Source organism: Marinobacter sp., from assembly GCF_041690455.1.
Classification (GTDB): Bacteria; Pseudomonadota; Gammaproteobacteria; order Pseudomonadales; family Oleiphilaceae; genus Marinobacter.
In genome coordinates this window covers 1-20,709 of sequence record NZ_JAWLHI010000037.1, presented here as the reverse complement: position 1 = coordinate 20,709, position 20,709 = coordinate 1, and the positions used below count along the sequence as shown (strand labels likewise).

The 20,709-nt window shown below is 61.1% G+C and carries 17 protein-coding genes and 1 pseudogene; 8 read left to right on the top strand and 10 right to left on the bottom strand.

Going from position 1 to position 20,709, the window contains the following annotated elements; translation table 11 throughout:
• The first annotated feature begins 12 nt into the window (after window positions 1–12).
• The 5 genes from paaB (at window position 13) to paaZ (ending at window position 4,849) form a co-directional block, all read left to right on the top strand.
• Window positions 13–294: a 1,2-phenylacetyl-CoA epoxidase subunit PaaB gene (paaB, locus tag ACESMW_RS10805; protein WP_113860921.1), complete on the top strand. Its 282-nt coding sequence runs from the start codon at window positions 13–15 to the stop codon at window positions 292–294.
• Window positions 295–305: 11 nt separating this feature from the next.
• On the top strand, window positions 306–1,070 hold the full coding sequence (gene paaC, locus ACESMW_RS10800) for a 1,2-phenylacetyl-CoA epoxidase subunit PaaC (protein WP_343815100.1): 765 nt from the start codon (window positions 306–308) through the stop codon (window positions 1,068–1,070).
• Complete coding sequence (paaD, locus tag ACESMW_RS10795; RefSeq protein WP_372987048.1) at window positions 1,054–1,623, top strand: 1,2-phenylacetyl-CoA epoxidase subunit PaaD; 570 nt, start codon at window positions 1,054–1,056, stop codon at window positions 1,621–1,623. The genes paaC and paaD overlap by 17 nt, the downstream gene beginning before the upstream one ends.
• A gap of 13 nt (window positions 1,624–1,636) precedes the next feature.
• Entirely contained in the window at window positions 1,637–2,716 is a 1,080-nt protein-coding gene (gene paaE / locus ACESMW_RS10790; RefSeq protein WP_372987047.1) for a 1,2-phenylacetyl-CoA epoxidase subunit PaaE, read from the top strand.
• A gap of 87 nt (window positions 2,717–2,803) precedes the next feature.
• Window positions 2,804–4,849, top strand: a complete 2,046-nt coding sequence (gene paaZ, locus ACESMW_RS10785; protein WP_372987046.1) for a phenylacetic acid degradation bifunctional protein PaaZ — start codon at window positions 2,804–2,806, stop codon at window positions 4,847–4,849.
• A 115-nt stretch (window positions 4,850–4,964) separates the two neighbouring features.
• Here paaZ and ACESMW_RS10780 read toward each other — a convergent pair whose 3' ends face one another.
• From ACESMW_RS10780 to ACESMW_RS10755, 6 genes and pseudogenes are all read right to left on the bottom strand, one after another.
• Complete coding sequence (locus ACESMW_RS10780; RefSeq protein ID WP_372987067.1) at window positions 4,965–5,669, bottom strand: ABC transporter ATP-binding protein; 705 nt, start codon at window positions 5,667–5,669, stop codon at window positions 4,965–4,967.
• A 210-nt stretch (window positions 5,670–5,879) separates the two neighbouring features.
• A pseudogene (locus ACESMW_RS10775) lies at window positions 5,880–6,308 on the bottom strand (hemerythrin domain-containing protein); the annotation flags it as partial.
• Window positions 6,309–6,346: 38 nt separating this feature from the next.
• Window positions 6,347–7,105: an ABC transporter ATP-binding protein gene (locus ACESMW_RS10770; protein ID WP_372987045.1), complete on the bottom strand. Its 759-nt coding sequence runs from the start codon at window positions 7,103–7,105 to the stop codon at window positions 6,347–6,349.
• A complete protein-coding gene (locus ACESMW_RS10765) occupies window positions 7,102–8,109 on the bottom strand; it encodes a branched-chain amino acid ABC transporter permease (RefSeq protein ID WP_372987044.1) in 1,008 nt (335 codons plus the stop codon). Before ACESMW_RS10765 ends, ACESMW_RS10770 begins: the two co-directional genes overlap by 4 nt.
• Window positions 8,110–8,111: 2 nt before the next feature.
• The gene (locus ACESMW_RS10760; protein ID WP_372987043.1) at window positions 8,112–8,987 is read right to left on the bottom strand and encodes a branched-chain amino acid ABC transporter permease; all 876 of its coding nucleotides are present in this window, start codon (window positions 8,985–8,987) and stop codon (window positions 8,112–8,114) included.
• A gap of 76 nt (window positions 8,988–9,063) precedes the next feature.
• The gene (locus tag ACESMW_RS10755) at window positions 9,064–10,218 is read right to left on the bottom strand and encodes an ABC transporter substrate-binding protein (RefSeq protein WP_372987042.1); all 1,155 of its coding nucleotides are present in this window, start codon (window positions 10,216–10,218) and stop codon (window positions 9,064–9,066) included.
• Window positions 10,219–10,628: 410 nt separating this feature from the next.
• Here ACESMW_RS10755 and paaX point away from each other — a divergent pair, with 410 nt between their 5' ends.
• Window positions 10,629–11,603, top strand: a complete 975-nt coding sequence (paaX, locus tag ACESMW_RS10750) for a phenylacetic acid degradation operon negative regulatory protein PaaX (RefSeq protein WP_092005229.1) — start codon at window positions 10,629–10,631, stop codon at window positions 11,601–11,603.
• Window positions 11,604–11,649: 46 nt separating this feature from the next.
• On the opposite strand, the gene ACESMW_RS10745 is transcribed toward paaX, so the two are convergent.
• The 3 genes from ACESMW_RS10745 to ACESMW_RS10735 are packed head-to-tail and all read right to left on the bottom strand — an operon-like array spanning window position 11,650 to window position 17,773.
• Complete coding sequence (locus ACESMW_RS10745; RefSeq protein ID WP_372987041.1) at window positions 11,650–13,032, bottom strand: sodium-dependent transporter; 1,383 nt, start codon at window positions 13,030–13,032, stop codon at window positions 11,650–11,652.
• A 48-nt stretch (window positions 13,033–13,080) separates the two neighbouring features.
• Window positions 13,081–14,262, bottom strand: a complete 1,182-nt coding sequence (locus ACESMW_RS10740; RefSeq protein ID WP_372987040.1) for an aromatic amino acid transaminase — start codon at window positions 14,260–14,262, stop codon at window positions 13,081–13,083.
• Complete coding sequence (locus ACESMW_RS10735; RefSeq protein ID WP_372987039.1) at window positions 14,255–17,773, bottom strand: indolepyruvate ferredoxin oxidoreductase family protein; 3,519 nt, start codon at window positions 17,771–17,773, stop codon at window positions 14,255–14,257. Before ACESMW_RS10735 ends, ACESMW_RS10740 begins: the two co-directional genes overlap by 8 nt.
• A gap of 158 nt (window positions 17,774–17,931) precedes the next feature.
• On the opposite strand from ACESMW_RS10735, the gene ACESMW_RS10730 reads away from it, so the two are divergent.
• Both ACESMW_RS10730 and ACESMW_RS10725 read left to right on the top strand, forming a co-directional pair.
• Window positions 17,932–18,402: an Lrp/AsnC family transcriptional regulator gene (locus tag ACESMW_RS10730; RefSeq protein ID WP_372987038.1), complete on the top strand. Its 471-nt coding sequence runs from the start codon at window positions 17,932–17,934 to the stop codon at window positions 18,400–18,402.
• A gap of 140 nt (window positions 18,403–18,542) precedes the next feature.
• The gene (locus tag ACESMW_RS10725; RefSeq protein ID WP_372987037.1) at window positions 18,543–20,054 is read left to right on the top strand and encodes a DEAD/DEAH box helicase; all 1,512 of its coding nucleotides are present in this window, start codon (window positions 18,543–18,545) and stop codon (window positions 20,052–20,054) included.
• On the opposite strand, the gene ACESMW_RS10720 is transcribed toward ACESMW_RS10725, so the two are convergent.
• Window positions 20,051–20,563: a dihydrofolate reductase gene (locus tag ACESMW_RS10720; protein ID WP_372987036.1), complete on the bottom strand. Its 513-nt coding sequence runs from the start codon at window positions 20,561–20,563 to the stop codon at window positions 20,051–20,053. The genes ACESMW_RS10725 and ACESMW_RS10720 overlap by 4 nt on opposite strands.
• Between the last annotated feature and the right edge of the window lie 146 nt (window positions 20,564–20,709).

Sequence of the window (20,709 nt, the reverse complement as noted above, 5' to 3'; positions counted from 1 at the left end):
GAGGAAAGAATCATGGCTGAATGGAGCCTTTACGAAGTTTTTGTACGCAGCAAGCACGGTCTGAACCACAAGCACGTTGGCAGCGTCCACGCCGCCGACGCGGAAATGGCCATGGAAAACGCCCGTGACCTGTACACACGCCGCAACGAAGGCGTCAGCATCTGGGTGGTTCCGTCCGACGCGATCACTGCCTCTGCCTCCGATGAGAAAGAGGTGCTGTTCGACCCGTCGGAAGACAAGGTTTACCGACACGCATCTTTCTACAAGCTGCCCGACGAAGTCGGACACATGTAAGGAGCGGTTCCATGACTCAGAAAGAAGCACTCACGGACTACCTGCTGCGCCTGGCGGACTCCGACATGATCCTGGGCCAGCGCCTGTGTGAGCTGTGCGGCAAGGCCCCGGCCCTGGAAGAGGAAATGGCGCTGATGAACGTCGCCCTGGACCTCGTCGGTCAGGCCCGGAACTGGTACGAGTATGCCGCCGAGCTGATCGATGACGGTCGGGATGCCGACAAACTCGCGTTCCGTCGCGACGCCCATGACTACCGCAATCTGCTGCTGACCGAGCAGCCGAATGAAGACTATGCGGTCACCATGGGTCGTCAGTTCTTTTATGACGCCTGGCACTACTTCACCCTGAAGAGCCTGGTGAACGCCAGTGACGAGCGGGTTGCCGCCATCGCTGCCAAGGCACTGAAAGAGGTGACCTACCACCTGCGCCGCTCATCCGAATGGGTCAAGCGCCTGGGCGATGGCACCGAGGAAAGCCACCGTCGCATGCAGGATGCGGTAGACATTCTCTGGCGCTTCACCGGTGAGCTGATCACGCCGGACGAAACAGACCGTCTGATGGCGGAGGCCGGCATCGGCCCGGATCCCGAGCAGCTGAAGGAAGACTGGCGCGGAATGGTCAAGGAAGTGCTCCAGGAAGCCACCCTGACGCCGCAGCCGGACGATGCCTGGATGTACCTGGGCGGCAAGCGTGGCGAACACACCGAACATCTCGGTTTCATTCTGGCAGAAATGCAGTTTCTGCAGAGGGCCTATCCCGATGCCACAACATGGTGATACAGACCCGCGGTCAGCGGTAGACAAGCTGATTGCCAGTGATCGGGTGCCGGCAGACGCCCGCACCGATCAACTGACCGAGGCGGACATCTGGGCCATCCTTGACGAGGTCAAGGATCCCGAAGTTCCGGCAGTAAGCGTCGTCGAGCTCGGCATTGTCCGGGCCGTACATTGGGACGGAAAAGAACTTTCCGTCGATGTGACGCCGACCTACTCCGGCTGCCCTGCGACCGAGTTGATCGAGGAACTGATTGAGGAAGCCTTGCGTGCTGCGGGTTTCCGCAATCCCCGGATCAAACAGGTGCTGACCCCGGCCTGGACCACCGATTGGATTACAGACGAAGGCAAAGAGAAGCTCCGGGTTTTCGGCATCGCGCCGCCCCAGGGCAGTGCCAGCAAGCGAAGCCTGCTGGGCGACTCCGAAGTGATCACCTGCCCCCATTGCGGCAGCACCCAAACTGAGCGGGTCAGCGAGTTCGGATCCACCGCCTGCAAGGCGCTCTACCGCTGCAAGGACTGTCTCGAGCCCTTCGACTATTTCAAATGCATCTAGAGCCAAGACGACCATGAACAAATTCTATTCACTGGCCCTCAAAGAGGTCAGACCTGAAACAAGAAACGCGGTAACCCTGTCTTTTGACGTACCGGAAGACCTGGCCGACAAGTTTTCCTACAAGCAGGGCCAGCACCTGGTTGTGAGAACGAAACTGGACGGCGAGGAAGTACGGCGCTCCTACTCCATCTGCAACAGCGTCAACGACCATGAGTTGCGCATTGCGGTCAAGAAGATTTCCGGAGGCCGTTTCTCCACCTTTGCCAACGAGCAGCTCAAGCCCGGCCAGACGCTGGAAGTGATGCCGCCCCAGGGCCATTTCTCCGTGGACCTGAACCCCGAGCGCGAAGGCAACTACCTGGCCGTCGCTGCTGGCAGTGGCATCACGCCGATCCTGTCGATCGTGAAGACCACGCTGGAAACCGAGCCCAAGAGCGAGGTCACGCTGTTCTATGGCAACAAGGCCACCAGCAACACCATGTTCCGGGACGAGCTCCAGGACCTGAAGAACGAGTACATGTCCCGCCTGAACCTGGTGTATATCTTCACCCGTGAAGAGCAGGACATCGACCTCTACAACGGCCGGATCGATCACGACAAGTGTGATGCCCTGTTTGATCACTGGATCGATGCCAAGGCACTCACCGCGGCCTTCATCTGTGGTCCCCAGGCGATGACCGAGACCGTCCGCGACTCGCTGGCCCGCCACGGCCTGGACAAGAGCAAGATCCACTACGAGCTGTTCACACCGGCCGGTGGTGTACCCCAGTCCAGGAAAGACCGGGATCCGTCCCACGTGGACCCGCAGTCCATCAGCGAAGTGACCGTGATTGCCGATGGCCGTTCCCTGACCTTCCCGCTGGTTCGCGATACCAAGAGCATCCTGGATGCCGGTAATGAGGAAGGCGCAGACCTGCCCTACTCGTGCAAGGCTGGCGTCTGCTCCACCTGCCGCGCCAAGGTCGTGGAAGGTGAAGTGGAAATGGACCAGAACTTTGCCCTGGAGGATTACGAGGTCGAAGCCGGCTACGTGCTCTCCTGCCAGTGCTATCCGATCAGCGACAAGGTGGTTCTCGACTACGACGAGATGTAGTCGCTACACCACCCCCAAGCTACGAACAAGGCAAGTCCCGGGTAAACGGGACTTGCCTTCGTGTTTCAGAAACGAATGGAGTTTCCCATGTCAGTCCTGAAAAGTTTCATTGCCGGCCAGTGGGTCGGTGAAAAGCCCGCCAAGGCGCTGCCCAGCGCCATCAATGGCGAGATCGTCGCCCATACCCACGACGACACCCTCGATTTCAGGAAAGCCGCTGAATTTGGCCGCAAGGTCGGTGGCAAGAACCTGATGGCCATGGATTTCCAGGAGCGTGCCCTGGCCCTGAAGGCCATGGCCATGTACCTGCAGGAGCACAAGAAAGAGCTCTATGCCCTGTCCATGCACACCGGTGCCAGCAAGGGCGATAACGGCATCGATATCGATGGCGGCTTCGGCACCCTGTTCTCCTACGCCAGCATGGGCCGCCGCGAACTGCCGTCCGGCAATGTCGTGCATGAAGGCCCGGTGATGCCCCTGGGCAAGAACAACCACTTTGCCGGCACCCATATCCTGGTGCCCCGCGGTGGTGTGGCGCTGCACATTGACGCCTACAACTTCCCGGTCTGGGGCATGCTGGAGAAGTTCGCGCCCACGTTCCTGGCAGGTATGCCATGCATCGTGAAGCCGGCCACCTCCACCTGCTACGTCACCGAACTGGCCGTTCGCCTGATGCAGGAATCCGGCGCCCTGCCCGAGGGCAGCCTGCAGCTGATCATCGGCAGCACCGGTGACCTGTTCGATCACCTGGAAGAACAGGACGTGGTCACCTTCACAGGCTCTGCAGCGACAGCGCGCAAGCTACGCAACCATCCGAACATCATCAACCGGTCGATCCCGTTCAACGCCGAGGCTGACTCGCTGAACAGTGCCATCCTGGCTCCGGACGTGACCCCAGAGCACGAAGAGTTTGATGTATTCGTAAAAGAAGTCGGCCGTGAAATGACCGCCAAGGCCGGTCAGAAATGTACGGCGATCCGCCGGATCCTGGTGCCAAAAGACCGTGTGGACGCCGTCTGCGAGAAGCTGAAAGAGCGGCTGTCGAATGTCACCGTCGGCGATCCCTCCGTGGAAGGCGTGCGCATGGGTGCCCTGGCCTCCGTCGACCAGCTGGAAGACGTCAAGGCCAACATCCAGGAACTGCTGAAGACCAGCGAACTGGTTGTCGGTGGTGACGGCAGCTTCAAGCCAACCGGCGACGGCACCGAGAAGGGCGCCTTTATCGAACCGCACCTGCTGCTGTGCCGGAACCCGGAAAACGGCTGTGGCGCCCACGACATCGAAGCCTTCGGCCCGGTTGCCACCGTAATTCCCTATGACACCATCGAGGATGCGGTGGAGCTCTGTTCCAAGGGCCGGGGCTCCCTGGTCACTACCCTGACCACCCGAGATCCGGCTATTGCAGGCAGGATCGCTCCGCTGCTCGCCGCATTCCACGGCCGTCTGCACCTCCTGGACGCCGAGGCAGCCAAGGAATCCACAGGCCACGGCTCGCCCCTGCCCATGCTCAAGCATGGTGGCCCGGGTCGTGCCGGTGGTGGTGAGGAGCTGGGCGGTATCCGCGCGGTCCATCACTACCTGCAGCGGACCTCCATCCAGGGTTCCCCGACCATGCTGGCGGCCGTTACCCGCGAGTATGTGCGTGGTGCCGACTTGATCGAAACCGAAGTACACCCGTTCCGTCGCCATTTCGAAGACCTGCAGATCAACGAGTCCCTGCTGACTCACCGGCGCACGGTCACCGAGGCGGATATCGTCAACTTCGGCTGCCTGTCCGGCGATCACTTCTACATGCACTTTGATGAGATTGCCGCCCGTGACTCGCAGTTCGGCAAGCGCATTGCCCATGGCTACTTCGTGCTGTCCGCAGCGGCCGGTCTGTTTGTTGACCCGGGCGAAGGTCCGGTACTGGCGAACTACGGTCTGGACACCCTGCGCTTCATCGAGCCGGTGGCCCCGGGCGACACCATCCGGGCGCGGCTGACCTGCAAGCGCAAGATCGATCAGGGTCGGACCTCTCCGGACGGACACCCTCAGGGTGTGGTGGTCTGGGATGTTCAGGTTACCAACCAGAACGACGAGCTGGTTGCGAGCTACGACATCCTGACACTGGTTGCCAAACGTCCCCAGTAATACCGGGGGTGTATCCGGCCTGCCACCCGTTGGACCCGAACAGCAGGCCGGAGGCAAACAAAAAGGGGACAGGCCAAAAGCCTGTCCCCTTTTCTGTTTCCACCGGGCGGAAGTTTTACATGCCCAGGTAGGCCTCCCGGACCTTCTCGTTGCTGAGCAGCTCCCGGCCGGTGCCCTCGATGACCACCTTGCCGGTTTCCAGCACGTAACCACGGTCGGCCAGTGCCAGCGCCTGGGACGCGTTCTGCTCCACCAGGAAGATGGTAATGCCCTCTTCCTTCAGCTCCTTGATGATATCGAAGATCTCCTCGATGATCAGCGGCGCCAGGCCCATGCTCGGCTCGTCCAGCAACAGTAGCTTCGGCCTTGCCATCAGGGCTCGCCCCATGGCCAGCATCTGCTGCTGGCCACCGGAGAGTTCACCGGCGAGGTTGTGGCGCTTCTGACGCAGGATCGGGAACTTGGTGTACATCCGCTCCAGGTCATCATCCACTTCCTGGCTGCGGCCACGGGTGTAGGCCCCTAGCAGCAGGTTGTCATGCACCGACAGGTCCTTGAACACCTGACGACCCTCCGGCACCTGGACGATGCCCTCGGCCACCCGCTGGTCAGCCTGAACCTTTGCCAGATCCTTGCCCTGGTAAACCATGCTGCCACGGTCCAAAGGCTGCAGGCCGGAAATGCTCATCAGCAGGGTCGACTTGCCGGCGCCGTTGGCGCCCACCAGCGACACGATCTCGCCACTGTTGATGCTGATATCGATGTCGTGCAGCACCTCAATCTGGCCATAGGAGGTGGCCAGACCCTTGATCGCCAGCATTTCCTCCCTGGCGTGGGGCGCGCTGACCCGCTCCGCATGCTTGAGGCCAAGACCGCCGAAGCGCTCCGGGGTATAGCTGATAATCTCGTGGCGAAGATCCCGGAACTCTTCCCGGACCCTTTCGCCGAACAGGGGATCGTTTTCGATGTCCCGTGCTTCGATGATCTGCTCCCAGTCCTCTTCGGACAGTACCTTGCGGGCACGGGGAATCACCACCCCTTCTTCCTTTCGGATGTGCTTGCGCAGGGCTTCGGTGAACCGGGCCAGGGCGTGACTGAACTCTTCCCGACCTTCCGGCCAGTTTTGCATGCAGTCAGTCAACAGCTGGCGAAGCTCCATCAACTTCTCGTGACCCACCAGGTAACCCTTGGAAAGCTTCTCCAGCAGCGGCAGCGACTCCGGATGCTTGGCTCCCAGGCGCTTGTACAGCTCGATGTCCGTCGGCGTCGAGTGTACCCGCTCGGAAAAGTGCTCGATGTAATCGAAGATCTTGGTGAACAGGCGCTCATCGGGCTGCTGCTCATTGATGTTCATATCACTGAGCAACTGGTCCAGCAGGTCCAGGATGCGCCAGAGCGCCTGATGCTCGTGAACAATAATGCGCACTGCCTGCTCGCTGCGGGACTGGGCAGGCGCCATTTCGGTCTGTTGCTCGCTCATTTGAAATGTCTCCTTGCTCAGCCGCCCAGGTAGGCAGCGATGACGTCCGGATTGTTGCGGATTTCTTCAGGTGTGCCTTCTGCCAACACACGCCCGTAGTTGAGTACCAGCAGGCGGTCGGAAATCCCCATGACCAGCTTCATGTCGTGCTCTACCAGCATGACCGTCGTACCCTGGTCGGCAATCTTCCGGATCAGTTTTTCCAGCGCCGCAGTTTCAACGGCGTTGAGGCCGGCGGCCGGCTCATCCAGCAGGATGACCTTGGGTTCTGCCGCCAGGGCACGGGCAATCTCCAGCCGCTTGAGGGCGCCGTAGGACATCGCCGAGGCCTCGGTATCGAGGTACTCACCACAGCCGACGAATTCCATCAACTCCGCGGCCCGCTCACGACAGGATTTCTCATCCCGAAGCAGGGACGGCAACCGGAACAACGTGGTGAACAGGTTACTGCGAAGCTTCAGGTGCCGCCCCAGCATCACGTTCTCGATAGCCGACATGTTCATGCAGATCTGCATCTGCTGGAAGGTACGGCACATGCCCCGCTCCGCCAACTCGTTCGGCTCGAGTTTCGCGGTACTCTCGCCCTTGAGGTGGATCTCGCCCCTGGTTGGGGTATAGAGCCCTGAAATCAGGTTGAACAGGGTGGTTTTACCGGCACCATTGGGGCCGATCACCGAATACACCTGGCCGGCTTCCACCGAGAAGGACACACCTTCCACCGCATGGACCCCACCGAACGCCTTGTCCAGGCCTTTTACTTCAATCAGTGCGCTCATGCCTGACCTCCCGCCTTTTTCTTCATCCGCTTACCGACAGCCGTCTGGATAGTGGGCAGCAGGCCCTTGGGCATGAAGATCATGGTGAGCATCAGGATCGCACCGAACATGACGGTTTCCAGTTCCTGGAAGTCCGCCAGCACCTGGGGCAGGAGTTTGAGCACCACCGCACCAAGAATAACGCCCATGGTGGAACCCATGCCGCCGAGCACCACCATGGTGATAAACAGGATGGAGAAATCGAACCCTGCCACCGCAGGCGTGATAAAGCCCTGGAAATGGGCGTACAGGCTGCCCATGGCACTGGCATAGATCGCCGAAATTACGAACACCAGGCTCTTGTAACGGGCAGTATCGACACCAACCACCCGGGCTGCCACCTCCGAACCATGCACCGAGCGCAGCGCCCGGCCTATGGGCGAGTCGATCAGGTTCTGGGCGAGCCAGACCGCAACCAGCAACACCACCGCAGCAAACAGGTACCAGGCTTCACTGCCATTGAGCTCCATCCCGAGCAGGTTGTAGCTGCCAAACGGGCTCAGTTCCCAGCCAAACACGGTGAATGCCGGCACCGGCATCCCATCGGGGCCACCGGTCAGCGCCCGTTCGTTGTTGAGGATAATCGCGATGATAAAACCAACTGCCAACGTCGCCATGGACAGGTAGTGCCCTTTCAGGCGCAGGATCGGTCGGCCAACAATCCAGGCAATGATGCCCACCACGATTGCGCCAACGACCAATGCGGGCACCGAGGACCAGCCATAAGTGCTGGTCATGATGCCAGTGAAGTAGGCCCCTAGACCGAAGAAACCGGCATGCCCGAGGCTGATCTGGCCGGCAAAACCCACCAGCAGGTTCAGGCCCACCACCGTGGCGGCGATGATCGCCATCTGGGTGGCCAGGTCATAGTGGAACGGGTTGTTCAGGAACAACGGCAGGGCGAACAGGATGACCGCCAGAATGATCAGGTCCCGTAGCCGCATTTGCATGAATCTATTCAACATTATCAAACCCTCTCCACGACCTTGGCGCCAAACAGACCGCGCGGCATGAAGAACAGCACGATGAGAATCATGGAGAACGCCACGGCGTCCTTGTAGTCAGAGGAGATATAGCCGGCAGCCATGGCTTCGACTATACCCAGCAACAGGCCACCGACAACGGCACCGATACCGCTGCCCAGCCCGCCGATGGCGGCGGCGACAAAGCCTTTGAGACCGAGCATGATACCGATGTCGTAGGAGGTGAAGGTAATCGGCGCGACCACCACTCCGGCGACGGACCCCAATACGGCCGAAACCAGGAACGCCAGCATCAACACCAGCTGGGTACGGATACCCACCAGGCGCGCGGCCTCCTTGTTCATGGAGGTGGCTAGGATGGCCTTCCCGATCAGCGTGCGGGTGAAGAACAGGACCAGCCCCACCACAAGGATCGCTCCAATGCCCAGAACCCAGAGGCTCTGGCTATTGAGCACAGCGCCGAAGATGCGGATCGGTTCGTCGCTGCTGAAATTCTGCATAACGTGGTATTCCTTGCCCCAGACCAGCTGGGCAAGACCACGAATGAAAATGGAGGCACCGATGGTGATAATGATCAGGGTGACCACGTCCGCCTGTTTCGCGGGCGCAATAGCAAAGCGCTGAAGCAGGATTCCGAAAACACCGGCAAGCAACACGGCCAGGATGATGGCAAGCACCATGGGCACGCCCATCGCCGTGAGAGAAACGGTCGCCATGCCGCCAATCATCAGGAATTCGCCCTGGGCAAAGTTGATGACGTGGCTGGCGTTATAAATGAGAGTAAATCCGAGGGCTATCAGGGCATAAGTGGCACCGATAGTGATCCCGGTGAAGAGATACTGGAGGAATTCTGCAAACATAGCCGTGGTTCCGGTCGGACAGCGTCCACCCGCCCCTGAGCGGGACGGGCAGACGGTTTACTGCTTGATGGATCGATCAGTTAATGAGCTTCCACTCGCCATTCTGGACTTCCAGAATGCGGAAGGAGTCAGCGTCGAGGCCGTTGTGGTCTTCCGGTGACATGTTGAAGACACCGGTCACACCGACGTAGCCCTGGATATTTTCCAGTGCTTCGCGCACGGCTTCCTTGTCGGTGGAGCCAGCAGCTTCGATGGCCTGGACTGCCAGCATCAGGCCGTCATAGGCGTAGGCACCGAAGGTGGACACCTTGGAATCCCAGCGAGCTTCATACTCGGCCTTGTAGTCCTGCACGACCTTTTTCTGGGGGTCGTCATCCGGCAGGGAATCCGGCACCAGCAGCGGAGAAGCCGGCAGGCGCAGGCCCTCGGCAGCATCACCCGCGAGCTCCAGGAAGCTGTCGGAAGCCACACCATGGGACTGGTAGAACGGAAGCTCCATACCCAGCTGGTCGTAGTTGCGGGTCACGATGGCCGGGCCCTGGCCGAAACCGAAGTTCAGTACAGCCTCGACACCGTCGGTGTTACGGATGTTGGTGAGCTGGGCGGTCATGTCGGTATCTGAGCCGCTGTAGGTCACATCGGCCACTACTTCCATGCCCATCTGCTCAACCACGTCCAGAGTCTGGGTGCGACCGGAACTACCGAAACCACCGGTACCGGAAATCAGGCCGAAGCGGGTAATACCACGGTCTTTCATGTCGGTCAGGATCCGCTCTGCCGCCATGCGATCAGTTTGTGGAGTCTTGAATACCCACTTCTTCACCGGGTTGGTAATCACCACGGCACCCGCCAGGGAGATGAACGGCACCTTGGCCTGCTCTACCAGGGGCACGGCCGCCATGGTAGCGCCGGTAGTACTGCCACCGACGATGATATCGACACGGTCGGAACGGATCAGACGGCTGGCAAAGTTACGGGCATTGGAAGCGTTACCCACGTCATCGTAATGGATCAGCTCCAGCTGGCGTCCAAGAACGCCACCTTCTTCGTTGATCTTCTCAACGTACATTTCCAGAGTTTTCAGTTCCGGATCCCCCAGGAAGGAGGCGGGGCCGGTAACTGACAGGAAGGAACCGATCTTGATCGGCTCTGCAGCCTGGGCACTCATGACCAGACCGGCGGCTGCGATAGCCGCAAATTTTCCCGTGCGACGCAGAATTGTCTTAAGCATTGTTTTTGTTCTCCCGAATTGTGCGGGGCTTGTTTGCCCCCCATCCATTGCTCAGAAGTAAAACAACGATCGAGAGCCTGGCTCTGACTTCTGTGTCATTTCAGTCACCCTTCGACCCGTTGTCAGCTTTATATTTGTGTACTCATCCCTGATCCATCAGATCCCTGATCTTCATCACTGGTAAAATTCGATACCGTTGACGAATATCAATGGACATTATTGTATCATAATATCCGTGTCAACCGATTTGGTTGACTACCTGACAGGTTCTCACAGTAAAGCCGACCATGGTCCAAGGCGCCAGTCAGGCTACACAGTACTGAATGCTTTACGTGACACACAGGAACCGCATAATACGTATCAGATTCGTAATTCCTGATATTTGATAACCGATAACTGACAATAAGCCTATGTCTGCAAAAAACCAGCTTGAGCAGCTCGTCCTCAACTTTCAGAAGAAACGCCCGCTTCGTGCCGGCTCGCTGATCATCACCATCTATGGTGACGCCATCGTTCCCCGGGGAGGGACCGTATGGCTGGGCAGCCTGATGAAGCTGGTGGAACCCATGGGCATCAGTCAGCGCCTGGTTCGCACCTCGGTATACCGGCTGGTGCAGGAATCCTGGTTGCAGACAGAAAAAGTCGGACGCTGCAGCTACTACAGCCTGACCGGCCCCGGTCTGCGCCGGTTCGAGCAGGCGTTCCAGCATGTCTACAGCCTCTCGACCCGGGAATGGAGTGGCAGCTGGTGCCTGGTCTACCTCAACCAGCTGGCGCCCGACCTGAAACAGAAAGTCCGGGAAGAACTGAAATGGCTGAGTTTCGGCAGTATGGCGCCGGGCGTGATGGAGCATCCGCGCTTTACCCGCAACGAGCTGTTGCCACTGCTGCAGGAATGGGGCGCCCTGGAAGACACCATCGTCATGGAAACCGTGCCCATGGAGCAGAAGAGCTCCAAGGCCCTGCGGCTGCAGGTGCGTGAAAGCTGGAACCTGGACGAACTGGGCGGGCGCTACCGGCGCTTCCTGTCACAGTTCCGCCCAGTCTGGCGGGAACTGCAGAACGAGGATGACCTGACCCCGGCCGAGTGCCTTACCCTGCGCATCCTGCTGATCCATGAGTACCGCAAGATCCTGCTGCGGGATCCCTTGCTGCCCGAGGAATTGCTGCCCGGGGACTGGGAGGGGCGCAGCGCCAAGCAGTTGTGCCGGAACCTGTACCGGCACATCTACGCACGCGCTGAGAAGTGGCTGGACGAAACCCTGGAGAATGCCTCGGGCCCGCTGCCGGGACCGAACGAGAAGTTCTACCGCCGGTTCGGCGGCCTGCAGGATACCAGCGACGAAAACGAAGAAAGGCTCACAGCGGTCGGCGAACCGGTGTGAGCCTTTCGGAGGGTCGGGGCGCCATGATGGCGCCCTCTCCTTCAGATCAGATGAGGTTGTAGAGGAACACCACCAGGATCCCGGCCGGCGTCAGGTAACGCAGCACAACCATGAAACTCCGGTAGACACCGCCCCGCAGACCGATGTCTTCCATCAGCCCCTCACGGCGCATGGCCCAGCCTGCAAACAGGGCAATCGCCAGCCCGCCCAGGGGCATCATCAGGTTCGACACCAGGAAGTCCAGCAGATCGAACACGGTCTTGCCCTCGAAAAAGGCCAGGAAGCCCAGCGGGTGAACATCGGACCAGACGTTGAACGACAACACCGTGCCGATCCCCACGAACCAGATCGCCAGCCCGCCAGTCAGCGCACTCTTGAAACGGTTGATGCCCTTGTGCTCCTCAAGCCACTCCACCACCGGCTCCAGCATGGAAATGGCCGAGGTAACTGCGGCCACCAGCAACAGCGCGAAGAAGATCACGCCGAACAGCACACCGCCGGTCATCTGTCCGAAAGCCAGCGGCAGGGTCACGAAGATGAGCCCCGGGCCGGTGCCCGGCTCCAGGCCGTTGGCGAACACCAGCGGGAAGATTGCCAGCCCCGCCAGCAGGGCGACACTGGTGTCGAGTACGGCGATGGTCATCGCGGTGCGGGCAATATTGACCTGTTTCGGGAGGTAGGAGCCGTAGGCCATCAGCACGCCGATACCGATGCTCAGGGTAAAGGCGGCATGACCCAGCGCCACCAGTACGCCCTTGGTGGTGAGCTTGCTGAAGTCCGGGGCGAACATGAAGTCCACCGCCCGGCCGAAACTGCCGGAATTCATGGCATAGAACACCATTACCACCAGCAGGATAAACAGCAGCGGCATCAGGGTATTGACCGCCCGCTCCAGCCCTGACCGGATGCCGCGGCCGACAATAAGCACCACGATGGCCATGAACACGCTGTGCCAGAGCAGCAGTTCCCAGGGATTGGCCAGCAGGTTACCGAACTGGCCACCGATGGTTTCCGCGTCAGCACCGGTAAACAGGCCGGCGGCTGCCTTGCCGATATAGACCAGGGCCCAGCCACCGATCACCGAATAGAAGGACAGCACCAGGAAGGAGGCAATCACGCCGTTCCAGCCGATAGCCCGCCAGCCCCGGGCGGTGCCCTCGCTGTCGGTCAGCGACCGCATGGTGGCAACCGGGCTTTGCCCACCACGGCGACCAATCATGGTTTCGGCAATCAGCACCGGCACACCGATGATGGCGATACACACCAGGTAAACCAGGACAAAAGCGCCACCACCGTGCTCGCCGGTGATGTACGGAAACTTCCAGATATTGCCCAGCCCCACCGCCGAACCGGCGGCAGCCAGGATAAAAGCAAGACGCGAAGACCAGAGGTTCGAAGCCTGCTGGTGCGGTTGTGTTTGGTTAGTCATGTACTACTCCGAAATAGTTGTTTTTGTCGGAAAGTCGGACGGACAGAATCAGAGAATGGTCCGGATTGCCTCGGCGACGACCGGCAGCGTGCGGTCGTTCAGCCCGGCCACATTGACCCGACTCGACTCCAGCATGTAGATGCCGTACTCCTCCCGGAGCCGGCGCACCTGCGCGGGGGAAATGCCCAGGAACGAGAACATGCCCCGCTGGCGTGCGATGAACCCGAAATCGCCGGCCGGCGCCAGCGCTTCGGCAAAGGCCCGGCGCAACCCGAGAATGCGGTCGCACATGCCTGTCAGCTCCAGCTGCCAGTCGGTGCGCAGGGCCTCGTCCCCGAGAATGGTTTCCACGATCGCCGCGCCATGGGCAGGCGGCATGGAGTAATGGGAACGGATGACACTGAGCAGCTGGCTGTTGGCCGCGGAGGTGACGCTGTCGGTTGCTCCCATCAGCATCAGGGCACCGGTACGCTCCCGGTACAGGCCAAAATTCTTGGAGCAGGAGGCCGCCACGATCATTTCCGGCACCCGGCCGGCCATGTGGCGCAGACCGGCGGCATCGGCCTCGAGACCGTCACCCAGGCCCTGGTAGGCCATGTCCACAAAGGGCAGCAATCCCTTTTCCAGCACCAGGTCGGTCACCTGCTGCCACTGCTCGAAGGTCAGATCCGCGCCGGACGGGTTGTGGCAGCAGCCGTGCAGCAGCACCACATCACCGGCCTCCGCCTGTGCCAGGCTTTCCAGCATGGCGGCGAAGTCTACCTGCAGGGTTGCCGGATCGAGGTAGGGATATTCGCGGATGTTCAGGCCGGCTCCACCCAAGAGGGGCAGATGGTTGCCCCAGGTGGGGGTACTGACCCAGACGGTGGCATTGTCCCGACACAGGCGCAGGAATTCCGCCGCCATCCGTAACGCTCCACAGCCACCCGGGGTCTGGACTACGGCCACCCGGCCGTCCCGTACCAGGGGACTGCCCTCGCCCATTACCAGATCCGCCATGACGCGACCGAAACCGGGGGAGCCGGCCGGACCGACGTAACTCTTGGTGGACTCGCTCTCCAACAGCCGACGTTCGGCCTGGTGCACGGCGGTCATGATCGGCGTATTGCCGGCATCGTCCTTGTAGACGCCGATGCCCAGGTCAATCTTGTGTTCCCGGGGGTCCTCCCGGAAGGTCTGCATCAGCTGGAGAATCGGATCCTGTGGCAGTGGTTTCAGGGCCTCAAACATGGGATTCCTCCTTCTCGCCGGCCGGTTTGGTGCGAATCAGGGTTGGGCGGCCGGTTTCCAGCGCCTTGAGCAATTGCTGCTGGCGCTCCCGGATCGCTTCCACCGCCTGCTCCCGGACCGGACCGAAGCCGCGCACGTCCGCCGGCAGTTCCGCCAGTTGCAGGAAGGTCTCGTGATTGTCTGCGCTCAGCTCGCGACCAATACGCTCGGCCAGTTGGCGGTAGTCCGCCAGCAGGGCCCGGTCCAGCTTCCGGTCAGCGGAGTGACGGAACGGATCCAGCGCGGTACCGCGCAGGCCACGCAGTTTTGCCAGCAGCTTGAAGGCCCGGAACATCCAGGGGCCGAACTGACGCTTCTGCGGCCGGCCACGGGCATCGGTGCCGCGATTGAGGATCGGCGGCGCCAGGTGGAAATGCACCTTGAAGTCACCCTCGAAGGTTTTTTCCACTTCCTCCATGAAATCGGTCTCGGCAAACAGGCGAGCCACTTCGTACTCGTCCTTGTAGGCCATGAACCGGTACAGCTGCTCGGCAACCGTGCGGGTCAGCAGCAGGCTATCCTGACCGGCGGTCTGCTCGGCCTGGCGTACGCGCTCGACCAGATCCCGGTAGCTGTCGGCCCAGCGCCGGTTCTGGTACTTCACCAGGTGCTGGTAACGGGTCTCGAGCAGCTGATCCAGGGTCGGCTCCGGCTGCACTTCCACCGGCTCACTGACGGGATTCAGCAGGTCATCAATCACTTTCGGATCGACCGCTGCAACCCGGCCCCAGCCGAAGGCTTCCTTGTTGCGCTCGATGGCCACACCATTGAGCTCGATGGCCCGCATCAGGGCCGCCTCGGACAACGGCAGCAGGCCTTTCTGCCAGGCGAAACCGAGCATCATCACGTTGGAGAACACGGTGTCACCCATCAGCTTCTCGGCAATGCCGTTGGCATCCAGGGCATCGAAGCGGTCGTCTCCCACCGCGTCACGGATCAGCCCCAGACGCTTGTCCGCCTGCATGTCCGCATCCCGGTACAGGACATAGTCCGCCGTCGGCAGCTCCGCCCTGTTGGCCACCACCCGGGTGTGATCCGGACGCAGCACACTCAGTGCTTTCTGGGAGGACGCCACCACCATGTCGCAGGCAATGACGGCATCCGCCTGGCCGTTGCTGATACGCACCTGGTGCAGTTTGTCCGGGGATGGCGCCATGCGCACATAGCTCAACACTGTGCCGCCCTTCTGGGCGAAGCCCATGAAGTCCAGCACCGAGGCACCCCGGGATTCCAGGTGGGCCGCCATGGTGATCAGCTGCCCCACGGTCACCACACCGGTGCCACCGACGCCGCCCACCAGCAGGTCGAACGAACCGTCCAGTGCCGGCAAGGAGGGCTGCGGCAGGCTCTCAAGCTGCTTGCTCAGTACCGACCCGGTATCCACGCCCCGGGACTTGCGCAGCTGGCCTCCCTCGATGGTGACAAAGCTCGGACAGAAGCCGGTGACACAGGAAAAGTCCTTGTTACAGGACGACTGGTCGATCTTGCGCTTCCGGCCCAGCCCGGTCTGGCGCGGCACCACCGACAGGCAGTTGGACTGCACCGAGCAGTCACCACAGCCTTCGCACACATGGTGGTTGATGTAGGCCCGCTTGGCCGGGTCCGGGAACTGGCCACGCTTGCGACGGCGGCGCTTTTCCGCGGCGCAGGTCTGGTCGTAGATCAGCACGGTGCAGCCGGGAATGTCCCGCAGCTCCCGCTGGACCTGATCCAGCTCGGAGCGATCGTGGAAGGTTACATCGTTCGGGAACAGTCCTTCGTGGCCCTTGTACTTCTCCGGTTCGTCACTGAGCACCACCACCCGTTTGACGCCTTCGGAGGCGACCTGCTGGGCGATCATGGGTACGGTAATCTGCCCGTCCACAGGCTGGCCGCCAGTCATGGCCACCGCGTCGTTGAACAGGATCTTGTAAGTGATGTTGATGCCGGCAGCCACGGCCTGGCGAATGGCCATGGAACCGGAATGGAAGTAGGTGCCCTCGCCCAGGTTCTGGAAGACATGGGGGTTACCGGTGTACCGGCTCTTGCCGATCCAGTTGACCCCTTCGCCACCCATCTGGATCAGGGACTCGGTATTGCGCCCCATCCAGGACGCCATGAAATGGCAGCCGATACCGGCCAGGGCCTTGCTGCCCTCCGGCACCTTGGTGGAGGTATTGTGAGGGCAGCCGGAGCAGAAATACGGCAGGCGCCGGACCCCGCCCGGGTCCTTGGCGCTGGTCATCTCGTTGATGGCCCTGAGCTGTTCGCTGAAATCCACGTCAAAGAAGCGGGTCAGACGGGCCGCCAGGTAGCCGGCCACCAGTTTCGGGCTGAGCTCGCCGACGTAGGGCATCAGCGGCTTGCCGGACTCGTCCTGCTTGCCGGTGATCAGCACCTCACCGGGACGGTCCGGTTCGGACATGTATTCCTTGATCTGGCTCTCGATGATGCCCCGCTTCTCCTCGATCACCAGCACTTCCTGCTTGCCATGGACAAAGTTCAGGATGCCGCGACGCTCCAGCGGCCAGACCATACCCACCTTGTAGATATCCAGCCCCAGCTCGGCGGCACGGGCTTCATCGATGCCCAGCAGCTCCAGCGCTTCCAGCAGATCCAGGTAGCCCTTACCGGTGGTAACGATACCGAACCGGGCCTGCGGGTTGTTGTAGAGGCAGCGGTCGATAGGATTGGCGCGGGCAAAGGCCTGCACCGCCGCCAGCTTGTGCTCGATCCGGGTTTCCAGCTGGGGTCCGGGCAGATCCGGCCAGCGGTAGTGGAGACCATCCGCCGGCGGAGTGAAATCTTCCGGCGTCTTGAACTCGGGCAGCGGCGGCAGCTCCACCGAAGCGGCGCTCTCCACAGTCTCAGAAATGGCCTTGAAGCCCACCCAGCAACCGCTGTAACGGGACAGCGCGTAACCCCAGAGGCCGAATTCCAGGTACTCGGCGATGTTGGCCGGGTTGATGGTGGGCATGAAGAAACTCATGAACGCCACGTCGGACTGGTGCGGCATGGACGACGACACACACCCGTGGTCGTCACCGGCCACCACCAGCACGCCCCCGTTGGGTGAGCTGCCATAGGTGGTGCCATGCTTGAGGGCATCGCCGGCGCGGTCGACACCGGGCCCCTTGCCATACCAGAGGCCAAACACGCCATCGACCTGGCGGTCCTCGTCGGTTTCCACCTGCTGGGTACCCAGCATGATGGTGGCGGCAAGGTCCTCGTTGATGGCGGGGACAAAATCGATGCGATTCTGGTCGAGCAGATCCTTGGCCTGCCAGAGCGCCTGGTCGTAGGCGCCGAGCGGAGAACCCCGGTAGCCACTGACCATGCCGGCGGTATTCAGGCCGTGTTTGCGGTCCAGGGCTGCCTGCATCAGGGGGATCCGTACCAGGGCCTGGGTTCCGGTCAGGAATACCCGCCCGGAGTCGCGCAGGTAGCGATCCTCGAGTTTGTAGTTGTCGAGTTGAGGTGTATCGGCGGTCATGGTCGCCCCTCCAGCTGTTGATTTTATGAACAAAATTCTAGAGGGATCGACGCAAAAGGTGCTTGCTTTTTGGTTAGCCGATCGGCGCCGATGTGCAACATTCTTTGATAAATGACAAAATATCGAAATATCCTTTGATAAAAATCAGGTGTTACCAAATGAAACAGGTCGAACTGGACAAACTGGACCGCCGTATCCTCGATGCCCTCCAGCAGGATGGCCGCATCAGCAACCAGTTGTTGGCCGAGCAGGTGGGGCTCTCGCCGGCGGCCTGCTGGCGCCGTGTCCGGTCCCTGGAGGAGGCCGGCGTCATTACCGGCTATACTGCAAAACTGGATCCGGAAGCCATGGGCCAGGGCCTTTGTGTACTGGTCAATCTGTCCCTGCAACGCCACACCATCGACAGCACTGCCGAGATCGAGCGTGAGGTCAGCAGCTATCCGGAAGTCCTGCAATGTTTTGCCGTCACCGGCAACGCGGATTTCGTGCTGCGGGTCGTGGTACCGGACATGGCCAGCTATGACCGGTTCCTGAATGAGAAGATCTTTACACTGAAGGGCATTGCTCAGGTGAACTCGAACTTTGCCCTGCGGGAGATCAAGAACACCCTGACCTTGCCTGTGTCGTGATGACGCCGGCGCGCCGGGTCAGGGGAAATGCATACGAGTAAGAGGGTATTGCGCGTATCAAACATCGTGCAAACCGACTATAATGCTGGAAAATCACGCATTGCCCGGCAATGCCCTCCCTCCGAATTCCGAGTAAATCAATGTCAGAAATGTCCTTTGCCGAACTGGGGCTGGATGCAGCCGTACTTGAAGCTGTCAACGCCGTTGGCTATGAAACACCCTCGCCGATCCAGGCAAAATCCATCCCGGCGCTGCTGGCCGGCCACCACCTGCTGGGTGTCGCCCAGACCGGTACCGGCAAGACCGCCGCGTTCGCGCTGCCGCTGCTGAGTCGCATCGACGCCAGCATCGCCGAGCCGCAGATTCTGGTGCTGGCCCCGACCCGGGAACTGGCCATCCAGGTCGCCGAGGCGTTCACCACCTACGCCAGCAAGTTCCGCAATTTCCATGTACTGCCGATCTACGGCGGCCAGGATTTCGGCCCCCAGATCCGCGGCCTGCGTCGCGGTGCCCAGGTTATTGTCGGTACCCCTGGCCGCATGCTGGATCACCTGCGCAAAGGCACCCTGAAGCTGGATAGCCTGAAGGCCCTGGTACTGGATGAAGCCGACGAGATGCTGCGCATGGGCTTCATTGATGACGTTGAGGCCATCCTGGCGAAGACGCCGGACACCTGCCAGCGCGCCCTGTTCTCGGCCACCATGCCGCCGCAGATCAAGAAGGTGGCCCAGACCTACCTGAAGGACGCCACCGAGGTCCGGATCGAGAGCGAGACCCGTACCGTCGAGCGTATCTCCCAGTTCGTGCTTCCGGTCTACGCCGAGCGCAAGCTCGACGCCCTGACCCGCATCCTCGAGGTGGAGCCTTTTGACGCAGCGATCATCTTCGTGCGCACCAAGGCCGAGACCACGATGCTGGCCGAGAAGCTCTCCGCCCGTGGTCATGCCGTGGCCCCCCTGAGTGGTGATCTGAACCAGCGTCAGCGTGAGCAGACGGTTGAAGATCTGAAACGGGGCAAGAAGGACATCATCATTGCCACCGACGTCGCCGCCCGCGGCCTCGATGTGCCCCGGATTACCCACGTCATCAACTATGACGTACCTTACGATACCGAGGCCTACATCCACCGGGTTGGCCGCACCGGCCGTGCGGGCCGTACCGGCAAGGCTATCCTGCTGGTGACTCCGCGCGAGCGCAGCTGGCTGCGCACCCTGGAGCGGGCCACGAATTCGCCCATGGAGTCCTATCAGCTGCCCTCACCCACCGATCTTCAGAAGATGCGGGTGGAGCAGTTCGAGACCCAGCTGCTGGCCTTCGCCGAGGACGGCAAGCTGCCCAAGGCGATGGCGCTGCTGGATGAGATTGCCGAGCGAAATGACATGGACATGGCGATGGTAGCCGGCGCCATGGCGTGCTGGATGGAAATGGCCCAGCCCGGCGCCCTGCCGCTGGAAGCGCCGGAAGCCCTGCCGGAGATTTCCGCAGCGCCCCGCCGTGACCGCAAGGGACCGCCTCCCGGCAAGAAGAATTTCCGCAAGGGCCCCGGCAAGGGTTTCAAGAAGGACGGCAAGCCCGGCCACCGCAAAGGCGCCCCGAAGGGCAAGCCCGCCGGCAAGGGCGGCAAGCCGCCGAGCAAGCGCCCCGCCCGTTAATCGGCGCGGCGCTGGTATACCACGAAGCTGTAGTCATAGGGATTGTTGTCGGACGCGGAGAAATCCTCCCGTCCGATTTCTTCCCATTCATCCCAGTTCACTTCCGGAAAGAATGCATCCCCCTCCACTTCCGCGTGCACCTGGGTGATGTACATGCGATCCACCAGCGGCAGCGCTTCGGCGTAGATCTGGCCGCCACCGATAATCATTACTTCATCCCCGCCTTCCAGTTCAGCCTGTGCAGCGGCTTTCACCAGGGCGTCGTTGAGCGATCTGGCGGCAACGGTACCGGCCGGCGCTTCCCAACTCCCGTTCCGGGAAATCACCACGTTCATCCGTCCCGGCAGCGGCCGGCCAATGGAATCCCAGGTTTTCCGCCCCATGATGATGGGTTTCCCCATGGTCGCCTGCTTGAAGTAACGCAGGTCGCCCGGGAGGTACCACGGCAGCTTGTTGTTCCGGCCGATGACCCGGTTTCGGGACATGGCCACGATCAAAGCTTTTCTCATTTCTTGTCCTCAAGTTTGGGAGTTCTGGTTCCGGAGCTCTCGGCCTTGGGGGCTGCCATCGGGCGGGGATGCCTCTCCAAAAAACGCCTCAAGGCATCCCTGCGCGGCTTGGGCTCCGCCATCCATGGCTCCGCACATTTTTGGAG

Bases quoted from the DNA above. Each gene is read 5' to 3' on its own strand.
- paaX (WP_092005229.1), top strand. From the start codon at position 10,629: ATGTCTGCAAAAAACCAGCTTGAGCAGCTCGTCCTCAACTTTCAGAAG.
- ACESMW_RS10765 (WP_372987044.1), bottom strand. From the start codon at position 8,109: ATGTTGAATAGATTCATGCAAATGCGGCTACGGGACCTGATCATTCTG.
- ACESMW_RS10720 (WP_372987036.1), bottom strand. From the start codon at position 20,563: ATGAGAAAAGCTTTGATCGTGGCCATGTCCCGAAACCGGGTCATCGGC.
- paaE (WP_372987047.1), top strand. From the start codon at position 1,637: ATGAACAAATTCTATTCACTGGCCCTCAAAGAGGTCAGACCTGAAACA.
- ACESMW_RS10760 (WP_372987043.1), bottom strand. From the start codon at position 8,987: ATGTTTGCAGAATTCCTCCAGTATCTCTTCACCGGGATCACTATCGGT.
- ACESMW_RS10730 (WP_372987038.1), top strand. From the start codon at position 17,932: ATGAAACAGGTCGAACTGGACAAACTGGACCGCCGTATCCTCGATGCC.
- paaD (WP_372987048.1), top strand. From the start codon at position 1,054: ATGCCACAACATGGTGATACAGACCCGCGGTCAGCGGTAGACAAGCTG.
- paaB (WP_113860921.1), top strand. From the start codon at position 13: ATGGCTGAATGGAGCCTTTACGAAGTTTTTGTACGCAGCAAGCACGGT.
- ACESMW_RS10755 (WP_372987042.1), bottom strand. From the start codon at position 10,218: ATGCTTAAGACAATTCTGCGTCGCACGGGAAAATTTGCGGCTATCGCA.
- ACESMW_RS10735 (WP_372987039.1), bottom strand. From the start codon at position 17,773: ATGACCGCCGATACACCTCAACTCGACAACTACAAACTCGAGGATCGC.
- ACESMW_RS10770 (WP_372987045.1), bottom strand. From the start codon at position 7,105: ATGAGCGCACTGATTGAAGTAAAAGGCCTGGACAAGGCGTTCGGTGGG.
- ACESMW_RS10740 (WP_372987040.1), bottom strand. From the start codon at position 14,262: ATGTTTGAGGCCCTGAAACCACTGCCACAGGATCCGATTCTCCAGCTG.
- ACESMW_RS10745 (WP_372987041.1), bottom strand. From the start codon at position 13,032: ATGACTAACCAAACACAACCGCACCAGCAGGCTTCGAACCTCTGGTCT.
- paaC (WP_343815100.1), top strand. From the start codon at position 306: ATGACTCAGAAAGAAGCACTCACGGACTACCTGCTGCGCCTGGCGGAC.
- ACESMW_RS10725 (WP_372987037.1), top strand. From the start codon at position 18,543: ATGTCAGAAATGTCCTTTGCCGAACTGGGGCTGGATGCAGCCGTACTT.
- paaZ (WP_372987046.1), top strand. From the start codon at position 2,804: ATGTCAGTCCTGAAAAGTTTCATTGCCGGCCAGTGGGTCGGTGAAAAG.
- ACESMW_RS10780 (WP_372987067.1), bottom strand. From the start codon at position 5,669: ATGCTGGCGATCAAGGGTCTGGCCACCTCCTATGGCCAGATTGAGGTG.